Raw genomic sequence first — 21,897 nt, 5'->3', positions numbered from 1 at the left:
ATAAAATATATTATAGCTCATCGGAACCTATCAATCTCATTTATACTAGCCTGTTGAGAGCACTTATGAATACTCAAGAATTCGATATACATATTATTGGTGGTGGTATTATTGGTTTAACGACGGCGGTAACGCTACAGGCACGTGGGGTAAAGGTATGCCTACTCGAAGCCGATGAGATATGTAAGGGTACTTCATCAGGTAACGCAGGACATCTAGCAACCGAGCAGGTATTCCCCGTTGCTGACGCTAGTATGTTACGTCATATTCCCGCCATGCTGCTTAATCCTACTGGACCGCTACGATTAGATTGGCGCTATCTGCCGCGTTTGATGCCGTGGGCGCTACAGCTCTTGTTAAATATGCGCTCTGAGCCTTTTGACCGTATTCATAAGGCGATATTAAACCTCAATCAAAGCAGCTTAGAGGCATGGCAAAACTTTGCAACTCAATTTGAGCTAAATCAGTGGGTGCATACCAGCGGCTCACTATTAACCATAGAGCACCCCACTAATCTAAAGATACTAACCGATTATGGTAAACGTCTTAATGATGTTGGGGTGGTCAATCATCTGCTAACCAAAGAAGGTATTGCAGAGTATGAGCCCGCCTTGGACAACAGTAAGCTCGATGCTCTATACTTCTCCGAGACTGGACATTTTACCAATCTGCAAGCCATTCACGATAGTCTTGCTAACACCTTTAGGCAGCTTGGAGGTCATATCATTGAGCATTGCCACGTGCTTGAAGCTGTGCCAAGCGAGGACGGTATTCACTTAAAAACTAACCACGGCGATATTATTGCCTCTAAAGTTGTCCTATCAGCAGGCGCTTACTCAAAAGCATTAGCCAAACAACTTACGGGCGTTAAAGTGCCACTGGATACTGAGCGTGGCTATCACTTGATGCTGCCGCATGAGAGCAAGCGCTTAAACATGTCGGTATCGAGTTTGGATCGGCATTTTATTATGACACCGATGGAAGGTGGTTTACGCCTAGCGGGCACAGTGGAATACGCAGGGCTCGATGCGCCTCCTAATATGCAGCGTGCGCACAAGCTACTGCAACATGCACAGCCTATGTTAAAAACACCATTAAATACTGATGATAGTGTGCCGTGGATGGGCTTTAGACCAACGACAGTGGATTCTTTGCCAGTCATTGATAGAATTGGGCGAGTGTTTTTAAACTTTGGTCATCATCATTTAGGTTTGACTCAATCGGTCGTGAGTGCACGGATGATTGCTGAGTACTATTTTGACGATCCACACACTATTGACCCTAAGGGGTATAAGCTTGATCGTTTTGGTAAAAAATCTCATTGAGTTATTATTGTTAGTATTAAAAAAGCCTTCTATATTGTTATGATATAGAGGGCTTTTTTAATACCTTTTATATCTTAACAAGGTAACGGTCTGCTTAAATCTGCTATAGAACCACTCTTATTTTCAGTAAATATTATTTCTAAGCCATTTATTATGTAGCTCAACTAACAATACCTACGTCACTGAATAAGTGGCTGTAGACGCTAAATAATGCTATGATTAGCGCCCAATATTAGGACAGAAATATAAGGCTATTACAGCCTTTTTATCAACTAAAGCATTGATAATTAAGTATTTCTTACTTCTATACTAGTCTCTTTATTAGTATTCTTCTTTTTTATTTGCATCCGTAAGAGTCTTCTATGGCATTTGTACACCTTGGCATCCACAGCGAATATTCCATTACCGATTCTATTGTTCGTATTAAATCGTTGGTTAAAGCGGCGGCGGCAGACAATCAAAGCGCCCTTGCCTTGACGGATTTATCCAACCTGTATGCGACGGTAAAATTCTATCGTGCTTGCTTAGGTTCGGGTATTAAGCCTATTATCGGCAGCGAAGTCATCATGGATAATGAGGACTCGCGTTTGGTACTGCTGGCAATGAATAATGAGGGTTATCAAAACATCACTCGTATCGTGTCGCTTGGATTTACCGAAGGTCGTGCTGACCCTGCCAATCATGGTGTGCCTATTGTTAAACGTAGTCATATTCTTGAGCATGCGGCAGGTGTGATTGTACTCTTTACCGAAAAGTCAGACGTTGGACAGGCCTTAGTCGGCTCTATGCCGGAAAAAGCCGATGAGCTACTTGCAGAGTGGCAAGCGCAGTTTGCTGATCGCTTATATTTTGCGATTAAGCGCACCAATCGTACGGGTGAAGACGCCTTTATTAAGGCGGCTATTTACTCGGGTGCAAAACATCATATTCCTATCATTGCTCATAATGATGTGCGGTTTTTGGAGCAAGACGATTTCGATGCTCATGAAGCGCGGGTTTGTATTGCTGGCTCTTACGTACTCGCCGATCAAAATCGTCCGCAGACTTATTCTGATGAGCAGTATCTGAAAACTCAAGCACAAATGCAGCAGCTCTTTACCGATATCCCGCAGGTTATTGACAACACCTTGCGCTTGGCAACGCGCTGTAATGTAACGTTGACGCTTGGTATTAATGTACTACCAGAGTTTCCAGTACCTGAAGGTGAGACGACTGAATCTTTCTTTCGCTTAGAATCGCAGCGCGGGCTTGAAAATCGTTTAGACAAACTATTTCCAGTTGACATACGTAGTGATAATTGGAGTGATATTCGCCAAAGGTATGATGAGCGTTTAGAGTATGAGCTAAAAGTTATTTTATCAATGGGTTTCCCCGGTTATTTTTTAATCGTAATGGACTTTATCCGCTGGGCAAAAGCCAATGGCGTCCCAGTCGGCCCCGGTCGTGGTTCCGGTGCAGGCTCGCTTGTCGCTTATGCACTCAATATTACCGACCTCGATCCTATTCACTACGACTTATTATTTGAGCGCTTTTTGAATCCCGAGCGTGTCTCCATGCCCGATTTCGATATTGACTTTTGTATTGAAGGTCGCGACCGCGTTATTGATTATGTGGCGCAGACCTATGGTCGAGAAGCTGTTTCGCAAATCATTACCTTTGGTACGATGGCAGCAAAAGCGGTTGTACGAGACGTAGCGCGTGCGCAAAGCAAATCCTACTTTCTTGCCAGCAAAATGTCTAAACTTATTCCTAAAACACCGGGCATCACACTTAGTCAAGCGCTTGAACAAGAGCCACAGCTTAAAGACTTGATTTCTAATCCTGACAATATGGATTATGAAGATGCTACTGAAGTGTGGGAGATGGCCATTAAGCTTGAAGGCATTTGCAGAAACGTCGGTAAACATGCTGGCGGCGTGTTAATTGCGCCGCACAAGATTACTGATTTTAGTGCCATTTACTGTGATGACGAAGGTCATCGTGTCAGCCAGTTTGATAAAGATGATGTCGAAGCGGTTGGGCTGGTAAAATTTGACTTTTTAGGACTACGTAACTTGACGGTGATTAATGCTGCTGTCGAGAACATTAACCTGCGCCGTAAAAAAGAAGGCGTGGCAGAATTGGTATTAGAAGACTTGCCACTTGATGACGCTAAAGCCTATAAGCTCTTGCAAGATGCCAAAACCACTGCCGTCTTTCAGCTAGAAAGTATGGGCATGAAAAAGTATTTGGCTAAGTTGCAACCGACCAATATCGAAGACGTTATCGCCATGTGCGCGCTCTATCGCCCCGGTCCACTCGATGCTGGCATGGTTGAGATGTATATTGACCGTAAGCATGGTCGCGAAGAAGTTATCTATGACCACCCCAATCTTGAGCCCATTTTAGAAAATACCAATGGCGTTATTGTTTATCAAGAACAAGTCATGCAAATATCGCAGGTAATGGCAGGCTATAGCTTGGGCGGGGCGGATATGCTACGCCGCGCTATGGGTAAAAAGAAACCTGAAGAAATGGCAAAACAGCGTGATATTTTTGTCACTGGCGCAACTGCTCAAGGTATTGACGAAGCGACATCTGGCGGCGTGTTTGACTTGATGGAAAAATTTGCTGGCTACGGTTTTAACCGCTCGCATTCTGCCGCTTATGGCGTACTCGCCTATCAGACCGCGTATCTAAAACAATACTATCCTGCCGAATTTATGGCAGCCGTACTCACATCAGATATGAACAACACCGATAACGTGGTGTTCTTTATCAATGACTGCCGTGAAAACTTTGCTTTAACGGTAGTCAATCCATCGGTTAACCGTAGTGAATGGCATTTTGTTGCCGATACGCCGACCAATATTATTTATGGTTTGGGCGCGATTAAAGGCGTTGGTGAAGGTGCTGTTGCATCTATCGTCGATGCGCGCCGCCGTGAAGGACCTTTTAAAGACCTATATGATTTTTGCCGCCGCGTTGATATCAAAAAGGTCAATAAGCGTACCCTTGAAGGACTGATAAACGCTGGTTGTTTTGATGACTTTGCAGCCATTTTACGACCTGACTTGCCATCAGATGAAGCATATGAGATTCGTGGCGCATTAATGAGTCAGCTACCAAGTGCCGTGCAAGCCGCGGAGCAAGACCGTCAAAACCGCGAAATCGGTATGATGGATTTGTTTGGTGAAACGGATGGCGTCGTCGCTGCACCGCCACTGGTTATGACCCCAGAGCTTATTTGGGGTGACAAGCACCGTCTGAAAGCTGAAAAGAACACTTTGGGTCTATATTTAACAGGGCATCCAATCAATGAATACTTAGATGAGCTAAAGCGCTATACCTCAGGTGCACGACTCGACAAATTGGCTGATACTGGCTATAACGGCAGCTGTTATTTTGCAGGATTAATCATTGATATTGCCAACTTCGGTAATCGTAACGTCATTATTTTAGATGACGGCACCTCAAGGCTTGAAGTCAGCTGCTACGCTGAGCGCTTTAACCGCGTCAAAGAACAATTAAAAGTTGATGAAGTGGTCATTATCAAAGGCAGTATCCGTGAGCGTGACGGACGTTTGTTTGCCCGTCTTGATAATGCCATGAGCATGGTTGATGCACGCCTGCGTTGGCTAAAAAAAATCAGTGTTAAAATTCATGCAAGCGATATTGACTTACTAACGCGCATGCAACCGGTGCTTAAATCTGCCCAAGCTGACTTAATACCTGCACCGCGCCTGAATCAGAGTAATGAGCAAGACGGACAAAGTGATAGCAACGTTAATGATTATTACAATAATAATGTGATAAATGAAGACAGCAGTTTATATGATGAAAATGGCAATGATTTATTAGCATTAGACCAAGATATTAATCAAAATCATGATGATAATGCACTTAATAACATAGACATTCCCCTAAATGATAATTGCATTCCGCTTGGGCTAAGTATCTATGCAGATTATGCTATTGCTAATGTTGGGTTGTCTGAGCATTGGCGCATCTATCCTAATGATGATAATCTACAACAGTTAAAGAGTATAATTAACGCGGATAACTTACATTTACATTATAACTAATACACATTCCATAACTAACATTTACATTGATAGCCAGCGCTCCTGCAATAAAAGAAGCAGCTTCCTCTCATTTTATTAAAGGGATATCTCATCGTGGTTAATGCACATTCGTCCAAGCATTCTATTGATAGGGAAATTATTAATATAGAGCAATTTGAAGACATGCGTGATTTATTCGAAGAGGATTTTATAGAGCTTATTCAAGTTTATTTTACTGACAGTAAACAGCGTATTGCGTCGTTATACTCCGCCTTGACAAATAATGATAATGTGGCAGGTTTTGAAGCTGCTCATGCATTAAAAGGAGGAAGCGCCAATTTGGGTGCAATACAGCTGATTAATCTTAGCGATCAACTTCAATCTGCCTGCAGCGCTCAGAAAATCGACCAATCAAGGTTACTTGTCGAAGCACTAGCGCTAGCATTAAAAGAGGTTGAAAATGAAATCAATCAACGGCTGAATAATTAATGAGTAATCCATTTGTAGCAGAACATACCGTTCACGATTATTTATCTTGTTTGCAAGTTGTTATGGTAAATACCACCTTACCAGCAAATATCGGCTCAGCAGCACGGGCAATGCATACCATGGGTTTGTCACGCTTGACTGTGGTTAATCCTAAACTGCCTATTGATGAGACCAGCGTATCCCATGCGGCAGGTGGCAACGACGTTTTGGCAGCCGCAACGATTACCCCGACATTAGAGACAGCTATCGCTGATTGCCAACTGGTTTTTGCTGCCAGCAGCCGCAGCCGTCATATGCCGCGCCCTGTAGTCACGCCGACACAAGCAGCCAAAATTATGCTGGACTTTATTGACAATCAGAGCCTTACTAATAAGCAAAATAGCACTGATGCCATACCTAATATCGCTATACTATTTGGTCGTGAAGATCGTGGATTGACCAATGAAGAGTTAGGGTATGCCGATTACCATATTCAGATTGATGCCAATTCCGATTATCCTGTTCTTAATGTCGCCTCGGCTGTGCAGGTGATTGCCAGCTTTATTTTTGCTTATGCTCAAACTCACATCTCTAGCAGTATGTATAGTGGTGGAACAATAGATAATAATGAAGCGTCAAACAGTCATGTGTCACCCATATTAAACACTTATATTCGGCAACAATGGGATGAGCCAGCCATTACTCAACAGCAGCTACAACAATTAACGGTGCGCGTCACTGAGCTGATGGTTCAGCGTGGTCTTGCTGATAGCGATCATCTAAGATCATTACCATTACGCTTATCACGTCTTGGTTCACGTATACAACTGGACCAAAAAGAGTTTCAGTTATTAAGCGCCTTAGTCGCTAAACTTCTAAAAGACTAAAGCTTACGTATAAAGTATATCGCGCTGAACTTTTATCAGTATTAGAGATATTAGCATTGGCTACCCTATATTGACTGCGACTGATATACTACTGCGCGCCACACCCAACATTTAGTAGTTATTATTTTTATAATCAATACCAGCAATCGCTAACTAGCAGTTGCACATCATTTAATAATAAAACGGAGTTAATTATGAATTGGACAGTCTATTTATCTGGAGAAATACACACTGATTGGCGTCAGAAAATCATGCAAGGCGCAAAAGAACTTGGTCTTCCCATTGAGTTCACATCTGCTGTGACCGAACATGAAGCTAGCGACGCGGCTGGCGATGTGCTGGGTAAAGACGATAATTCATTCTGGCGTGACCATAAATCGTCGAAGGTCAATGCGATTCGTACTAAAAACCTCATACAAAAATGCGATATAGCTATTATTCGTTTCGGTGATAAATACAAACAATGGAACGCTGCATTCGACGCTGGCTGCTGTGCTGCCTTGGGCAAGCCGTATATCACGCTGCATGCTGAGGATATTATTCATCCATTGAAAGAAGTTGACGCTGCAGCAATGGCATGGGCGCAAACACCTGAACAAGTGGTCGAGTTGCTAAAATATACTACCAGCAACTAATAGATATTGCAGTGAAGGCGAAATACATGTGGCAGTATTGCGGACAAAAATGGTCGCCTTTAGATAAAAAACTAATGTTAGATTCCAATCTGTTTTTATTTATAACTCATGGCTATGTTTTATAATACAAAGCTGCTATAACTAAAGAGATTGTAATCAAAAATACGATAGGACGCCTTATGTCATTGCCAACCGCCTTATTCAAATCATTCAGCCACATTAGAAAAGACTTAAAAGAAGATATTGATGCCGTCTTTACTCGGGATCCTGCTGCGCGCAATAGCTTAGAAGTCATACTCACCTATCCAGGTATTCATGCGCTTATACTACATCGCAGCGCACATTACCTATGGAAACATGACCACAAACTATCAGCGCGCGTCATCTCTTACGGTTCACGTATTATGACTGGTATCGAAATTCATCCGGCTGCCAAAATTGGTCGCCGGTTTTTTATTGATCACGGTGTGGGTGTGGTCATCGGTGAGACCGCTGAGATTGGTAACGACGTGACTTTATATCATGGCGTTACTCTGGGCGGTGTCTCCTGGAATAATGGCAAGCGTCATCCGACTTTAGAAGATGGGGTAATTGTTGGTGCCGGTGCTAAAGTATTGGGTCCTTTTACCGTGGGCAAGAATGCTAAAATCGGCTCCAATGCAGTCGTGGTAAAAGCTGTGCCAGCAGGCGCAACGATGGTTGGTAGCGCAGCACGCATGATATCAGAGCATCATGATGAAAAAGGTAATCCGTTATCCAGTAGCGCCGATAAGGTAGTACCGCAAGAAAAAGCGATATCATTATTAGACAGTCAGTCAGAGTCCAGCACTAAGCGTCCTACAGCACGAGAAACCGCTTTTCAAGCGTATGGTATCGACCCTTATTCCCAAGACCCTGTTGCTGAAGCTTTTGCTAAAATGCTCGAACATATTCAACAATCAGAAAATCGCCTTGATCAATTGCAAGCAGCAATGTGCAAGATTGATCCTGATTTTTGCACAAAAGAGTATGATAAATTGTGCTTAGAAGATATCGATGTGATTGGTCGAAGTGATTTAAATAACAGTGATTTAAATCACTTGGAAAGTAACGCAGATCATACAAATACTGAATTAAAATAAGACATCTCTTGCAATTAATGCAGTTATCCCAGCATTTTCATGTGCCTTAAAGGGATAACGATCTGCCATTATTATCCAGCAGCTGCCACTCGCCTCATTATCCTCTGACTTTATCAATAAAATATCAATATCCATTGTGACTTGTCGCCATGCACTTGGTGGCAAGACAACTTGAGATAATTCAGTTTGAGCTAAGCTACCTTCAGACAACGCAGGTAATATAGATGCCGATTCACGGACTCTATGACACTCACCTTCAAATGATTTGAATAATTGTTGTAATTGTTGCAAGCTCATTCCTGAGTCTAATTCTAAATAAACACACTGATTGGTATAATTCGGCTTTGGCTGCTCTTTGGTCGCTGTAAAATCTGGATTTTCAAAGGCAGCAGAGCATTTTAGTTTGCCAAGGGTCGCGAGTTTTTCACGCACACGCGATAAATACTCTGTGGCGCGATGATTACTGCCCAATGCAAGGATAACTGCCGTTACCATCTGCGCCTGTAAATACTTAGGCTCATATTGATTTAACGTTGCAATATCTATCGACAATGATTTGTCTTGCATAATGTTTTGTTTCTTTTTATGCATCGCCTTAGATATCAGAAGATGTTTTATCGGTCGTTTGCACTGTATCATCTTGCAATGCATCGTTTTGACTTTTGGCAGCTGGAGCATGGCGGGTGATTTGTACTCCAACTGCATCCGCCTGTGCAATAGCAGTCGGTTTTGCCGCACTTAACGTCACGGCTTTACAAGAATAGTTTGCAATCAGCCTATCTGCGATTTGCCCTGCTAAGTGCTCAAGCAACTCAGCCTGAATTTCTTGACACCAAGCACTGACATCATCACAAACTGCCTTATAATTAAGCGCATCGTTTACATCATCAGACAGAGCTGCTTTACTAATGTCTGTTTCAAGGGCAATATCAATAAGTATCGGTTGGTTGATAGCGCGCTCCCAATCATAGACCCCTATCACCGCCTCTACCTTTAAGCCTTTGACAAACACCACATCAGATTGGGTATGGAACATGCTCGCATCCTTATTTATTGTATTTTCTAATTAAAGTATTAACTGCACCCTATTGATTGTATTTTCTACAAACTGTCAGTTTGCATACTAGCCGCTTTCACTTTTTTACTGGGACGATGACGCCATAAGTCAATGCTAAACAATAATAGTCCCAGCCAAATCAAACCAAATACCGCAAGACTATGTAGGTCAAAAGGCTCTTTATAATAGAACACAGCTAAAAAGAAAATAAAAGTCGGGGTTAGATAATTCATAAAGCTAAGAATACTATAAGCAACCAGCTTGGTTGATCTATTAAACAGTAACAACGGTATCAAGGTAATCGGACCTGCCAGCATCAGTAGCCAGATGTTTGAAGTAAACCAAAAACTTAGCTGACTGCTCATTACATCCGCTTGCCAAAACCACCATAGACAGATGGGTACTAGCATTGCCGTCTCTACAAACATGGCATCGACAGCAGCCAAAGGGGTCTGACGTTGAATGGTGCCATAAGTGCTAAAGCTAAATGCTAATATTAATGATATCCATGGCAAATTGCCCATTATTACCACTTGAATAACCACGGATAACAGCGCAAATCCAATCGCTACCCATTGTAGCGTACGCAGGCGCTCTTTGAATAGTATCATTGATAACGCCACGCCGACGAGTGGACCAATAAAATATCCTAAACTTGCTTCTAATATGCGGTCATTATTGACTGCCCACACGTACGTGAGCCAATTAGTGCCAATAATTAGCCCTGATATAAAACTGAACGCGATCCACTTCGGGTTTTTCTTAAGGGTATCGATCCACTGCCAACGTTTGGTGACTACCAGCACCACCGACAAACATAAAAATGTCCAGATAATACGATGACCGATAATCTCGGTAGCATCATAATCTACCAAACGCTTAAAATATAGTGGGAAACCGCCCCAGATAAAAAAGGCAATAAGCGCAGTTATAATGCCACTTCTGGTGGTTTTTATCGGTGTAACTGCTTTTTTGACAATAGTTTCGGACGACATAAGGCAAAACAACTTTTTGGCGCAACGTATATCCTTATCCTTTTTACTCAACTTTAAAAAAGGCAAAGATGTTAAGTGCACTAGGCGAAAAGATTACGTGATATTAAAAATCAATAAAATATAAAAGTAATAAAAGAGAAAAGCAATGTATCAGTGCCAACTGCGACACTCATACATTGCTACAAACGATTTCAAAAAAAATTAAATTGAGTGCCTATTATAACGCTTCTTTAATAAAAATTAAGCGTTATCATTATTGTCATCTGCACTATCAGTATTAACACTATGCACTTCAATCGCCATACCGATTTGATTGGCAAGCTCTGCAAAGCCAGGGAAGCTGGTATTGACAGTTTCAACGCCTTCAATAGTAATTTGCTCGGATGCGCGCAAACTCGCAACTGCAAAGCTCATAGCAATACGGTGGTCATGATGCGAGACAATGTGTCCACCACCGAAGACAGGTGCGCTATTATCAACTGCATTGCCAACTACCTTACTCGTCTGCCCATGTGACCCTTGCCCTTCAATAATTAACCCATCGTCAGTAACGGTACAATCAATGCCAAGGGCTTGCAACCCTTCCGCCATAACGGCAATGCGATCCGACTCTTTAACACGTAGCTCTTTTGCACCGGTTAGTACGGTACGTCCTTGCGCGCAACTGGCGGCGATAAACAGAACCGGAAACTCGTCAATCGCTAAAGGAACCAGACTTTCTGGAATTTTAATCCCAACCAAATTAGAAGCACGGATGGTAATATCGGCAACTGGTTCTTCACCAATATAAGTCTTATTACTCAAGGTAATATCTGCTTGCATAAGCTTTAGGATATCGATTACACCGGTACGGGTTGGATTAATACCCACTTGGGTTAAAGTCAACTCACTGCCTTGACTGATAGCAGCGGCAACCATAAAGAATGCCGCTGATGAGATATCTGCTGGCACCGCAATGTCACCGCCCGTGAGCGTGCCACCGCCAGTCACACTAATACGGTTCCCCTCAACTTTTACCGGATAGCCGAATGCAGATAACATACGTTCAGTATGGTCGCGGCTAATCTCAGGCTGAGTGACGGTCGTCGTTCCCTCTGCCCACAATCCTGCTAATAGTAAGCAAGACTTAATCTGTGCCGATGCAACGGGCATATTATAATCAATACCTTGTAACGGTTTGCCAACTTTGTCACGCCCAGTAATACTCAGTGGCGATGTGCCTTTATGTCCTGTACTTTGAATTACAGCACCCATCTCACGTAGCGGTGTGGCTACGCGCTCCATAGGACGCTTATTGAGACTGGTATCGCCCGTTAATACGCTATCAAATGACTGCGCCGCTAGGATGCCTGCCAATAAGCGCATACTGGTACCAGAATTGCCCATATATATCGGCGTTTTGCTGGGTTTTAAGCCATGCATACCCACGCCATGAATGGTCAACTTACCATTCTCAGGACCTTCAATGGTCACGCCCATATCGCGAAAGGCTTGCAAGGTTGCTAAGGCATCCTCTCCTTCCAAAAATCCAGTAACATGCGTTACCCCAGTAGCTAAGCTGCCGAGCATGATGCTGCGGTGCGAGATAGACTTATCACCAGGAATAGCAATAGTGCCGGAAACGGTTTGACTTGGGGTAATTGTATAAGAAGCTGACATGGCAGAAATATCCGTATAAGGGGTGCTGGTCAACATATGACCAAAATGTCGCCGTGCGGCTTGCGCACGGCCCAAAAGTCCCATCAGGGCGGTTGAATTTTTATCAATGATAAGCTGACGCATCGTTTGCAGATAGTCGCTGTACTCATCAAGGGCGCTTACAATAGCGCTTTGGTTGGCAAAAAAGATATCATGCCACATTTTTGGATCGCTGGCAGCAATACGAGAAAAGTCTCGAAACCCACCTGCGGCATAACGAAACATATCTAAATTATCATTGTGACTGGCAAGCTGTTCTACAAGATTAAAAGCAAGCAGGTGTGGCAAATGACTGGTATGCGCCAATATCGAATCGTGATGATCGGCTGCCATTGCCATAACCGTTGCACCCACGCCTTCCCATAACTGACGTATTTTAGCAATCGCTAATACATTGGTTGTTGCCAGCTCGCAAATAATAACACTATGTTTGACAAATAAAGCAGCACGGCGCGCATCATAGCCAGAATTTTCCGCACCAGCTATCGGATGTGCTGGCACTAGACCAACAGGTAAAGCACCAAATACACGTTGTGCGGCATTAATAATATTGACCTTGGTACTACACACATCGGTAATAATACAGTCGGTTGCCAACTGACCACTGTCCATAGCGGCTTTAATATCAGAAAATACGGCTTGTACTGCTTGTACAGGCACAGCAATGACAATTAAATCACTGCCCAACACCACATCTTGTAGCACAGAGCTGCCAGCGTTTAATAAGCCTTGAGCAATAGCCGCTTCTATACTTGGCACGTGCCTATCGACAGCAACCAAGCGCGTGCTCAACCCATTGTCTTTAATAGCTTGTGCCAAACTTGCGCCAATAAGCCCAAGCCCAATGACACACACCTGCTTAAATAATGGTGTTGCTGATTGATGGTTAGTATAAGCTTTTGTCTTGCCCTTAATGGGCTTATGGCTAGCAGTTTTCCTATCCAAAGCTTGACTGTCTGAATCTTGCGTTATGTTTTGCATCATATTTTTACATAGTTTATTTGAATAATTTTTTATAAGTTTTTTGAATAAATGGCAATAAATCACACCATTTAGCTCTGGTCGGATTTTTTAATCATCGGACAGAATTGACCGCAAAGTATCAATCAGGCGCATGTTTTCTTCTACCAAACCGACGGTAATACGTAGCCAATCAGGCAGCCCGTAATTTGTTAATGGGCGTACAATAATCCCTTGCTCAAGTAGCGCTTGATTGACAAGTGCCGCTGTGGCGTCTTCCATCTCAACTTGCATTTCAACCATAATAAAATTAGCATGCGACTTAATAAAACCCAATCCTAAAGCATCAAATTGCTTCCCTAACCAGCGCCTTTGCTCGTCGTTGCTTAAGCGTACTTTATTAATAAATTCTTGATCGCTTAGCGCGGCAGTAGCAGCAGCCACGGCAAGGCGGTTAACATTAAACGGCTGACGCACTCGGTCTAATAACTCAGCAATGGGTGCTGAACTCAACGCATAACCCACACGCAGACCTGCCAGCCCATACGCTTTAGAAAAGGTACGAACAATCACCACATTATTAAACTCATCTAATAAGGCACGATTGTTACTCTCTGGGCTATATTCGATATAGGCTTCATCTAATACGACGAGCACTGAGCTTGGCATACTAGCTACAAATTCACGCACTGCGTCACGTTCAAGCTGTGTGCCCGTTGGATTATTAGGATTGGCAATAAAAACGATTTTGGTATTATCATTGTCAGTAACCGCTTGGCGCATGGCGTTTAAATCATGACCAAAATACTGCGCTGGCACTTCAATGCCCGTTGCACCTTGCATTTTTGCCAGCATTGCATAGACCACAAAGGCATATTGACTATAAACAATCGCGTCATCCGTACCGACAAACGTACGCGCCAAGATATTAAGCAAATCATTGGCACCACTACCTAAGGTAATGCAATTAACGTCAATATCATTAAAATCAGCAAGCGCTTGCTTGAGATAATAGCCACTGTCATCCGGATACCGCGCCAACTGACTCAACTGCTCAGTAATTGCTAAAGTAACAGACGGCGAGCAGCCCCAAGGATTCTCGTTACTAGCAAGCTTAATAACATCTGATACTCCGTATTCGCGAGTCAGCTCTTCAATCGGCTTACCCGTCTCATACGGCATTAACGTTAGGATACTATCATAAGCCGTCACTGGCGCATGTGACATATATGACGTCGAATTTGCCGTGTTTCCTTTTGTACCTTGGATATCTTGGGTTAATTGATTCGGCTGCATACTCTGTCCTTAGAGGTCATTACCCCTTTTATATTAAGGGAAGCCATTATTAAGCACTATGTTAAGCACCATCATTATTCATGGCAATAAAACTATCATGAATAAATACGCTATTAACCGATATCATGATTAACAGATACGCTATAAGAACCTTTAAATCACCGCTTTAGGGTATGAACCTAAGATACGCACATCTTTAACCAATGGGCGAATATCATCAATCGCTGCTTTCACATTGGCATCCTGCATATGTCCATCCATATCAATGAAAAAGACGTACGCCCATTTATTAGGACGCTCAGGACGCGTCTCGATACTGGTCATTGATACGCCATGCTTAGAGAGTGGCTTAAGGATTTCAATCAGCGCACCAGCTTTGTCATGGGCAGAGACCACAATAGAGGTTTTATCCTGACCAGATGGTGCGACCGCTTCATGACCAATGATTAAGAAGCGTGTAGTATTGCTTGGATTGTCTTCAATATTGGCGTATAGCTTATGTAAATCATATTCTGCGACTGCCACATCCCCTGCAATCGCCGCAGAATGCCACTCATTCTTTAGACGGCGCGCCGCTTCACCATTACTAGATACCGCCACACGCTCGACATTCGGATAATTCACATCAAGCCAATGACGACACTGCGCTAATGACTGCTGATGGGAATAAATACGACTGATACCATCAATCTTAGTATGCTCAGCAACTAAAAAGTTTTGATGAATTGGCAATTCCACTTCACCAATGATTTTTAACGTTGATGATAAAAACCCGTCTAAGGTATGGTTTACCACGCCTTCAGAGGAATTTTCTACAGGTACTACACCATACATTGCTGTTCCTGCTTCCACTTCACGGAACACATCAGTGATTGTGGTAAGAGGTACCGTATCTGCTGCTTTGCCGAAATGCTTTAGTGCTGCGGCATGAGTAAAGGTGCCAAGCGGACCCAAAAATGCGATACGTTGCGGTGCTTCTAAATCTAGGCAAACCGACATAATTTCACGAAATAGACGTGCCATTTTTTCATCAGCAATAGGCCCCGTATTGCGAGCCATAACCGCTTTTAACACTTGCGCTTCACGCTCAGGACGATAAAAAATAGGATTGGTTGTGGGTGCATTAGCGCTATTAGCCACGTGGCTTTTCTTAACCACCGCTACTTGCTGAGCAAGCTTAGCGCGATTATTAATAAGGGTTTGAATTTCACAGTCTACCGCATCAATATTTTGGCGCAGCTGATCTAAAAACGCTTGTTCGGATGAGGTGTCGTTCACATCGGGGGTTACTTGGTTTAGATTATCCATGTTTTGCTCTGCTGACTGCTCACTCATACCGCCTATCCTTTTTTAGAACGTATTATTTATTATTAACTTTATCATTATAGGTACGACTCTCATAGGTATTACCCTACTTATCGTCTGCTGCCAAACATTATCAAGCCTTAATGCCCTACTATTTACCCGTAAATATGTCACAGCCTGATACAACTGTCCATACTATAACAAAAACTAGGGAAAGTGCACATGCGTAAATGAGAGAAATCTTATCAATTAATATTTGCCAAACAACTATAGATAAATTCTGGCACAAAACTGTGCTAAAGTTTAGGACTAAATGCTGGCAGCAGCATACATTTATAGCATGAACTATTTGCAATATGATAAATGAAATCAATAACGATCAATTGACTATAACAAAGGATAAATGATGAGCGCATTGCAGCAACTTTGTACGATGACCACTATTGTCGCTGATACTGGCGATCTTGCCGCCATTGAGCGATTAAAACCTATTGATGCGACCACCAATCCAAGCCTGATTACCAAAGCCCTTATTCATCCTGACAATCAAGCCATGCTCTCAGACACTATGAACCATTATCAAGGTGATGTTGATGCCGTGATTGACGCGCTCACTATTCAAGTCGGCTGTAATATTTTAGAGTTGATCGAAGGTCGGGTATCTACTGAAGTCGATGCGCGCTTGTCTTATGACACCCAAGCGACGATTAGCAAAGCGTTAGAATTTATGGAAGCGTATCAACGCGCGGGCATTGATGCAGAGCGTGTATTGATTAAAATGGCAGCAACATGGCAAGGTATTGAGGCAGCGCGCTATCTTGAAACCCAAGGTATTCACTGTAATTTAACCTTGCTATTTGGGCAGCATCAAGCCATTGCTTGTGCGGATGCTGGTGTCACCTTAATTTCACCATTTGTTGGACGTATTTTAGATTGGCAAAAGCATCAACAAGGTCGCCAAGAGATTGCTGCTGCTGACGATTTAGGTGTTCAATCAGTAAAATTGATTTATCAATATTACAAGCAACACGATTATAAGACGCAAGTTATGGGGGCAAGCTTTCGCTCAGTCGAGCAAATATTAGCACTGGCTGGCTGTGACTTATTGACCATTGCACCAAATCTTATTGATGAGCTTGCTGCCTTAGATATTCCTGTTACACGTCAGCTTTCACATGAAATGGCAATGGACGCAACGCCTATGAGTCGCGCCAGTTTAAATCAAGAAGCGTTTAGTCAGGCTTATCAACAAGATAAGATTACCCAAGATTTATTACCTAAAGGTATTGATGGCTTTATCGGTGCGCGCGATGAGCTTGCGCAAACATTAGCAGCAATGCGTCATTAAATTTTAATCTTAGCAGCCACTTTCAACTGTCATAAGTTAAAAACAAGTCATAACAAATAAAAAAGCGCCCTGAAACCATCAGCGCGCTTTTTTATTTATCATGTTTTAAGTTCTTTTTTAGGCACTTAGTTTTAAGCTCTTAATACTGTGTAAATTGGCACAGGAAACGCCCCGTGTAATTTTACTAAATCGAGCAATACCAGCGTCCCGACCACAGTATGGCCAGCGGATTTGCACAGCTCATAGGCGGTGGTTAAAGTGCCACCCGTAGCTAAAATATCATCGACCAACAAGACCCGCTCAGGCGGTAAGTTATTTTGCATCTCAAGGGTGTCTTTACCATACTCTAGTGCATAGGATTTATTAGCAACTGGCGGCGGTAGCTTGCCCGGTTTACGGAGCAAAATCATCCCTTTACCTAAACGTCCTGCCAGTAAGCTTGCAAATACAAACCCACGCGCCTCAACTGCACCTAAGCAATCCACCTCATCTAACAACCCAGCTGGTAATGCCGCCAGTAAGGCATCAATAACGCTGTCAATATAACTACGCAGTAATGGCGTAATGTCATAAAAATCAATGCCGACTTTAGGAAAATTTGGGACGGTACGGATAATCTGCCAAAACGGATGATCGGTGTTGAGCACAGTAGATGATTCAAAAGCGGTGGTAGGAACGTTCGCTTCGGTGAAGCTCATAATAACCCTTAATTTAAATAGCTTTAATAAAATATAATAATGATAAAAAACGTGTCAACAACCTCATGCCTATAAGGTTATAAACGGCAATTATTGTAGCATAATTAGCACTATTTTTAAATTGGATGTGGCAGCCTCTTACTTATAAATTGATAATAAATGCCTCTTAAAGCCTTGATAAAAACCTCCTTATCTCAATATACAAGTGTAAACTTAACCATACCAATTATGGTTATATGCTACACTACTCGCGTTTTTGTGCTCTGCTTGTAGACTGCAAAACTGATGATAATTGATAGGATCCTATATGAAACGTTATGAATGTATTGTCTGTGGTTGGATTTATGATGAAGCGCTAGGTTGCCCTGAAGAAGGTATTGCCCCCGGTACGTTGTGGGATGACATCCCTGATGATTGGACCTGCCCTGAGTGCGGCGTGGGTAAATTAGATTTTGAGATGATACAACTATAAGTAGGAGCGCTCATGGCGAATTCAAGTTATCCAAAGCCTGTAGTACAGTCAAGCGATCTTAATGATACAGATTCGCGTGACATGGATTCGTCTGCTCATACTGTGACTTATCCAACCCCTGAATGGCAAAAATTTGGCGAACATCAGTGGCGAGCGTCTGATCTGAGCGAGCATTTGTATCAAGCCATGATAGATATTGGTGATGGTATTGAGCTGTGTGTTGAGGCAGGTGGCAATCCTAATCATCCACCTCTTCTTATGGTCATGGGGCTTGGTTCACAAATGGTCTTTTGGCCCAATGATTTTGTGAAGCGCTTGATTGACGCTGGTTTTTTCATTATTCGCTTTGACAATCGCGATATTGGTCTGTCCTCAAAAGTACAAATTGATGGGCTTCCGCGTGTTAGTCAATTAAAGATGATGCTGCGTTTGCAAACGGGATTGTCGAATAAAGGACAGCAAGTCGCTTATAATCTAACCGACATGGCTGAAGATACCGTACGTTTGATTAAAGCCTTGAGGTTAAGCAGCACGCATCTGCTTGGTGCTTCGATGGGCGGTATGATTGCGCAAATCGTGGCGGCGCGTTATCCAAGCTTAGTTAAACGTATGGCGTTGATGTTTACCACCACCAATCGCGCCTTTTTACGCCCACCCAAACCGCGACAGCTTTACACTTTGATTAATCGCCCCGAAAGCCATTCTGAACGTGATATTGTACGTCATAGCGTCTGGTTTATGAAAACAGTGGGCACACCGGGACATGTTAATGTGCGCACGGTTCGTGAGATTGCCAAATTACGCTATCAGCGCAATTTTCACCCGCTTGGTTCGGTACAGCAGCTCAATGCTATCTTATCCTCTGGTTCTATTAGTCGCTTTAGTAAACAGGTGAAAGCACCAACCATTGTGATTCATGGCAGCGCGGATGGACTATTACCAGCTTCGCAGGGACGAGTGGTTGCAAAAACCATTCCTAATGCTAAGTTTCATCTCATCGACGGAATGGCACACGATATTCCAGCTTATTATCAGCCTTATTTGGTTGAGTTAATTAGTAATCACTTACTTGACTAAGAAAGCTTTGTGTTAGTTGTAAAATAAAAAAGAGGGCAATGCAGATAAATCATTTATTTGCGTTGCCCTCTTTTCTATGAATGCCATTATTCACAACCCACATAAGACCCTTCTTTATTGATACACATTTTGGCACCATTACTAAGATTATTAACCCACGCTCTACCTTTTTTAAATACAAATGACGGCGTTTCTGTAGCCTTATCACTGGGTAAAATGCGATTATTATCAAAATCAAAAGGAATAACCACTTCTCCGCCTAGATTTAAAAAGCCCCAGTTATTATCGACACGGACACCCGCCAGCCCTTCTGAAAAAGGTCGTACTTCATCAAATGAATAAGTAATCATCACTACATTACTATCATCAACGAATCCCCATTTCCCATCTTGCTGGTTGGGCTGTAAAGTCGTAAACCCTCTGGCAGGTTGCTGATACGATTCGCTATCAGTGGCTATATCCTCTTCAATCATAGACTCATAAACTGATTGATTGGTGCGAGGAGGCAATTTCGAGTCATATTTATCACCAACATTTTTAGGCGTATTAGCAGAAACATTAGATTTGGTATTTTCACGCGATTCATTACGATCAGCTGCTGGTGTCGCGGCGAAGTCCTCAAAAGGCTTGCCGTTTTTATCTATCCAACTGCTGGCTTTATTTTTACGAATGCGGGCACGTCCGCCTTTATAATTGTCTATATCACTAATCGCTGCTGAAAAAGGCACAATCGTTTGATTACTGGTATTAATAACGCCAAACTGTCCTGATTTTTTAACCACAATACGTCCTTCTGACGCTGCTCTCGCCCAGCTCTGACCGCTACCCAACATATCATATATAGGTGGAATGACTTCTCGCCCTTGCATAGTAATGTAGCCAACTCGACCTTTACGCAACACGGGCATTAAGCCGTCACCCATTTTAGTCGCATCTACTTTTTGATAAGATGATAAATCGGTAACAACCTTACCTTGACTATTAATTAAGGCGACTGGCTCACCGTAATCTTTAATCGCCAAAAAATATCCAGGAGCTGCCGTACAAGAAACATTTTTATAATAGCTTTTAGGGATTTTACAACTGGCGGCTTGCGCAGTTGGAACCATAAATAAAGCTGCCATAATCGTGCTTACCGTAAAATATAAATGCGGCTTTGCTAGCGTAAGTAAAGTGCCTTTAAGCGGATTATGATAAGGTGATGTAAAGCGTTGAGACATAGTAAAACCCAGACTAAACGTAATGAATTAAAGGAGATTAAGATAAAATAAAGAAAAATAATTTGATATAAATAAGGTTCGTAACGCAGTGACTAATCGTTATGATAAAGTATAAATTCAATGAATAGTGGCTTAATTGCCGACTTGAGTCAAGTAATAATACCCTTATATACTACAGTTTTTGTGAATGGCTAGACTGGTGCGCTTATCGATTGTCATACATAAAATATTCTGAAAAACCGACTTAATAATAAGAAATATATAAACTGATCGTATTTGTATTGTGGTTTAAACTTTATAATACCGTCCACTTAATATCTCCCTCCATTCATAAAAGGATTACGTATGGCGGTCTCGTCACGTTCTGCACCCATTGGCTTGGTTATAGGCTGTGTTATTTTTGGTTTAGGCAGCCTAATAGTCGCTCATGTCAATATTGGCGGCTGGGCAATGGCGTTTTGGCGGCTCGCAATCTCAGGGGTGATATTCTCATTATTAACAGTGTGGACAAAGCAGCGCTTACCGCGCTCAAAACCAGCGATTATATTTGCGTTATTATCTGGGGTATTTTTAGGCTTTGACTTAGCATTTTGGCATGAGAGTATTCACGCAGTGGGTCCGGGTATCTCAACGCTACTGAATAGCTTACAGATTTTCTTTTTAGCGGCGATTGGATTTTTATACTTTAATGAGCGTCAGTCGCCTCTACAACTGGTCAGCTTGTGTCTAGCGATACTGGGCGTGGCAATGATTGGCAGTCCGGAATTTGCGCAGAATGATAAGGCAGTTTTTGGATTTGTCACCGGTATTGTTTCAGGTGCTATGCTAGCAGCGTCGATGACTTTTATACGTAAAACTCATGATGCCGAGCCCACACCGATATTTGTTTTGATGCAACTAATTAGTATCGGCGGTGTGGCAGCAATGATAGTACCCATGTTGATTCTTGATATGGGTCATATATTGCCAAATACATGGGCTGAGATAGGCTGGATATTGATTTATGGTTCCGTCATGCAGTGCTTAGCCTGGGGGCTGATTGCTTACTCTATTCCCAAGTTGTCATTAACATTAACTGGTTTATTACTATTAACTGAGCCAATTGCTGCCTTATTGATTGATTATAGCTGGTTAGATAAACCTATTAATACCTTACAATGGAGTGGCGCGCTGCTCACAATGTTAGCGATTTATTTGGGCTCGCTAAAACCAAAAAATCGCGCGCTCAGACGTTATCGCTTCTTTGCGCGCAGACATAAAGGAAAAGAAATAAAGGTAAAATGATAACGCTC

The 21,897-nt window shown here is 42.6% G+C and carries 18 protein-coding genes; 10 read left to right on the top strand and 8 right to left on the bottom strand.

What is annotated here, in order from left to right:
- Positions 1 to 65 precede the first annotated feature (65 nt).
- The 6 genes from H2245_RS05920 (at position 66) to cysE (ending at position 8,479) form a co-directional block, all read left to right on the top strand.
- Positions 66 to 1,325 (top strand): FAD-binding oxidoreductase, encoded by a 1,260-nt coding sequence (locus H2245_RS05920; protein ID WP_182406459.1) that lies wholly within the window; start codon positions 66 to 68, stop codon positions 1,323 to 1,325.
- Between the two features lie 362 nt (positions 1,326 to 1,687).
- A complete protein-coding gene (gene dnaE, locus H2245_RS05915) occupies positions 1,688 to 5,389 on the top strand; it encodes a DNA polymerase III subunit alpha (protein WP_182406458.1) in 3,702 nt (1,233 codons plus the stop codon).
- A gap of 93 nt (positions 5,390 to 5,482) precedes the next feature.
- Positions 5,483 to 5,857, top strand: a complete 375-nt coding sequence (locus H2245_RS05910) for an Hpt domain-containing protein (protein ID WP_310734119.1) — start codon at positions 5,483 to 5,485, stop codon at positions 5,855 to 5,857.
- Complete coding sequence (locus H2245_RS05905; RefSeq protein WP_182406457.1) at positions 5,857 to 6,723, top strand: RNA methyltransferase; 867 nt, start codon at positions 5,857 to 5,859, stop codon at positions 6,721 to 6,723. Before H2245_RS05910 ends, H2245_RS05905 begins: the two co-directional genes overlap by 1 nt.
- A gap of 194 nt (positions 6,724 to 6,917) precedes the next feature.
- Positions 6,918 to 7,358, top strand: a complete 441-nt coding sequence (locus tag H2245_RS05900; protein ID WP_182406456.1) for a YtoQ family protein — start codon at positions 6,918 to 6,920, stop codon at positions 7,356 to 7,358.
- A gap of 179 nt (positions 7,359 to 7,537) precedes the next feature.
- Positions 7,538 to 8,479 carry a serine O-acetyltransferase gene (gene cysE, locus H2245_RS05895; protein ID WP_182406455.1) on the top strand — a complete coding sequence of 314 codons (942 nt, stop codon included), beginning with the start codon at positions 7,538 to 7,540 and terminating at the stop codon, positions 8,477 to 8,479.
- Here cysE and H2245_RS05890 read toward each other — a convergent pair.
- The 6 genes from H2245_RS05890 to pheA all read right to left on the bottom strand — a co-directional run bounded on the left by H2245_RS05890 (position 8,471) and on the right by pheA (position 15,820).
- Positions 8,471 to 9,046: a 2-amino-4-hydroxy-6-hydroxymethyldihydropteridine diphosphokinase gene (locus H2245_RS05890; protein WP_182406454.1), complete on the bottom strand. Its 576-nt coding sequence runs from the start codon at positions 9,044 to 9,046 to the stop codon at positions 8,471 to 8,473. The two genes, cysE and H2245_RS05890, sit on opposite strands and share 9 nt — an antisense overlap.
- 28 nt (positions 9,047 to 9,074) lie before the next feature.
- Positions 9,075 to 9,515: a dihydroneopterin aldolase gene (folB, locus tag H2245_RS05885; RefSeq protein ID WP_182406453.1), complete on the bottom strand. Its 441-nt coding sequence runs from the start codon at positions 9,513 to 9,515 to the stop codon at positions 9,075 to 9,077.
- Positions 9,516 to 9,580: 65 nt separating this feature from the next.
- Positions 9,581 to 10,531, bottom strand: a complete 951-nt coding sequence (rarD, locus tag H2245_RS05880) for an EamA family transporter RarD (protein WP_182406452.1) — start codon at positions 10,529 to 10,531, stop codon at positions 9,581 to 9,583.
- Positions 10,532 to 10,771: 240 nt separating this feature from the next.
- Entirely contained in the window at positions 10,772 to 13,213 is a 2,442-nt protein-coding gene (locus H2245_RS05875) for a bifunctional prephenate dehydrogenase/3-phosphoshikimate 1-carboxyvinyltransferase (protein ID WP_259365101.1), read from the bottom strand.
- 87 nt (positions 13,214 to 13,300) lie between these two features.
- Positions 13,301 to 14,416, bottom strand: coding sequence for a histidinol-phosphate transaminase (gene hisC, locus H2245_RS05870; RefSeq protein WP_182406577.1), 1,116 nt, complete (start codon positions 14,414 to 14,416; stop codon positions 13,301 to 13,303).
- A 222-nt stretch (positions 14,417 to 14,638) separates the two neighbouring features.
- Entirely contained in the window at positions 14,639 to 15,820 is a 1,182-nt protein-coding gene (gene pheA / locus H2245_RS05865) for a prephenate dehydratase (RefSeq protein WP_182406451.1), read from the bottom strand.
- A gap of 376 nt (positions 15,821 to 16,196) precedes the next feature.
- On the opposite strand from pheA, the gene H2245_RS05860 reads away from it, so the two are divergent.
- A complete protein-coding gene (locus H2245_RS05860) occupies positions 16,197 to 17,138 on the top strand; it encodes a transaldolase (RefSeq protein WP_182406450.1) in 942 nt (313 codons plus the stop codon).
- Between the two features lie 131 nt (positions 17,139 to 17,269).
- Here H2245_RS05860 and H2245_RS05855 read toward each other — a convergent pair whose 3' ends face one another.
- On the bottom strand, positions 17,270 to 17,836 hold the full coding sequence (locus H2245_RS05855) for an adenine phosphoribosyltransferase (RefSeq protein WP_182406449.1): 567 nt from the start codon (positions 17,834 to 17,836) through the stop codon (positions 17,270 to 17,272).
- Positions 17,837 to 18,143: 307 nt separating this feature from the next.
- Between H2245_RS05855 and H2245_RS05850 the strand changes: the two genes are divergently transcribed.
- Positions 18,144 to 18,308, top strand: a complete 165-nt coding sequence (locus H2245_RS05850) for a rubredoxin (RefSeq protein WP_182406448.1) — start codon at positions 18,144 to 18,146, stop codon at positions 18,306 to 18,308.
- An 81-nt stretch (positions 18,309 to 18,389) separates the two neighbouring features.
- Complete coding sequence (locus tag H2245_RS05845) at positions 18,390 to 19,385, top strand: alpha/beta fold hydrolase (protein WP_182406576.1); 996 nt, start codon at positions 18,390 to 18,392, stop codon at positions 19,383 to 19,385.
- Positions 19,386 to 19,471: 86 nt separating this feature from the next.
- Here H2245_RS05845 and H2245_RS05840 read toward each other — a convergent pair whose 3' ends face one another.
- Complete coding sequence (locus H2245_RS05840) at positions 19,472 to 20,605, bottom strand: WG repeat-containing protein (protein WP_182406447.1); 1,134 nt, start codon at positions 20,603 to 20,605, stop codon at positions 19,472 to 19,474.
- A 345-nt stretch (positions 20,606 to 20,950) separates the two neighbouring features.
- On the opposite strand from H2245_RS05840, the gene H2245_RS05835 reads away from it, so the two are divergent.
- Positions 20,951 to 21,889, top strand: a complete 939-nt coding sequence (locus tag H2245_RS05835) for a DMT family transporter (protein WP_182406446.1) — start codon at positions 20,951 to 20,953, stop codon at positions 21,887 to 21,889.
- Positions 21,890 to 21,897 lie beyond the last annotated feature (8 nt).

Origin of the sequence: Psychrobacter sp. GP33 (genome assembly GCF_014119005.1) — a bacterium.
Lineage (GTDB): Bacteria > Pseudomonadota > Gammaproteobacteria > Pseudomonadales > Moraxellaceae > Psychrobacter.
The sequence above is the reverse complement of the archived record's forward strand: the minus strand, read 5'-3'. Positions and strand labels throughout refer to the sequence as shown.

What these genes read in the sequence shown, in the direction of transcription:
- H2245_RS05920 (WP_182406459.1), top strand. Translation starts at nt 66, where the DNA reads ATGAATACTCAAGAATTCGATATACATATTATTGGTGGTGGTATTATT.
- dnaE (WP_182406458.1), top strand. Translation starts at nt 1,688, where the DNA reads ATGGCATTTGTACACCTTGGCATCCACAGCGAATATTCCATTACCGAT.
- H2245_RS05905 (WP_182406457.1), top strand. Translation starts at nt 5,857, where the DNA reads ATGAGTAATCCATTTGTAGCAGAACATACCGTTCACGATTATTTATCT.
- H2245_RS05900 (WP_182406456.1), top strand. Translation starts at nt 6,918, where the DNA reads ATGAATTGGACAGTCTATTTATCTGGAGAAATACACACTGATTGGCGT.
- cysE (WP_182406455.1), top strand. Translation starts at nt 7,538, where the DNA reads ATGTCATTGCCAACCGCCTTATTCAAATCATTCAGCCACATTAGAAAA.
- H2245_RS05890 (WP_182406454.1), bottom strand. Translation starts at nt 9,046, where the DNA reads ATGCAAGACAAATCATTGTCGATAGATATTGCAACGTTAAATCAATAT.
- folB (WP_182406453.1), bottom strand. Translation starts at nt 9,515, where the DNA reads ATGTTCCATACCCAATCTGATGTGGTGTTTGTCAAAGGCTTAAAGGTA.
- rarD (WP_182406452.1), bottom strand. Translation starts at nt 10,531, where the DNA reads ATGTCGTCCGAAACTATTGTCAAAAAAGCAGTTACACCGATAAAAACC.
- H2245_RS05875 (WP_259365101.1), bottom strand. Translation starts at nt 13,213, where the DNA reads ATGATGCAAAACATAACGCAAGATTCAGACAGTCAAGCTTTGGATAGG.
- hisC (WP_182406577.1), bottom strand. Translation starts at nt 14,416, where the DNA reads ATGTCACATGCGCCAGTGACGGCTTATGATAGTATCCTAACGTTAATG.
- pheA (WP_182406451.1), bottom strand. Translation starts at nt 15,820, where the DNA reads ATGAGTGAGCAGTCAGCAGAGCAAAACATGGATAATCTAAACCAAGTA.
- H2245_RS05860 (WP_182406450.1), top strand. Translation starts at nt 16,197, where the DNA reads ATGAGCGCATTGCAGCAACTTTGTACGATGACCACTATTGTCGCTGAT.
- H2245_RS05855 (WP_182406449.1), bottom strand. Translation starts at nt 17,836, where the DNA reads ATGAGCTTCACCGAAGCGAACGTTCCTACCACCGCTTTTGAATCATCT.
- H2245_RS05850 (WP_182406448.1), top strand. Translation starts at nt 18,144, where the DNA reads ATGAAACGTTATGAATGTATTGTCTGTGGTTGGATTTATGATGAAGCG.
- H2245_RS05845 (WP_182406576.1), top strand. Translation starts at nt 18,390, where the DNA reads ATGGATTCGTCTGCTCATACTGTGACTTATCCAACCCCTGAATGGCAA.
- H2245_RS05840 (WP_182406447.1), bottom strand. Translation starts at nt 20,605, where the DNA reads ATGTCTCAACGCTTTACATCACCTTATCATAATCCGCTTAAAGGCACT.
- H2245_RS05835 (WP_182406446.1), top strand. Translation starts at nt 20,951, where the DNA reads ATGGCGGTCTCGTCACGTTCTGCACCCATTGGCTTGGTTATAGGCTGT.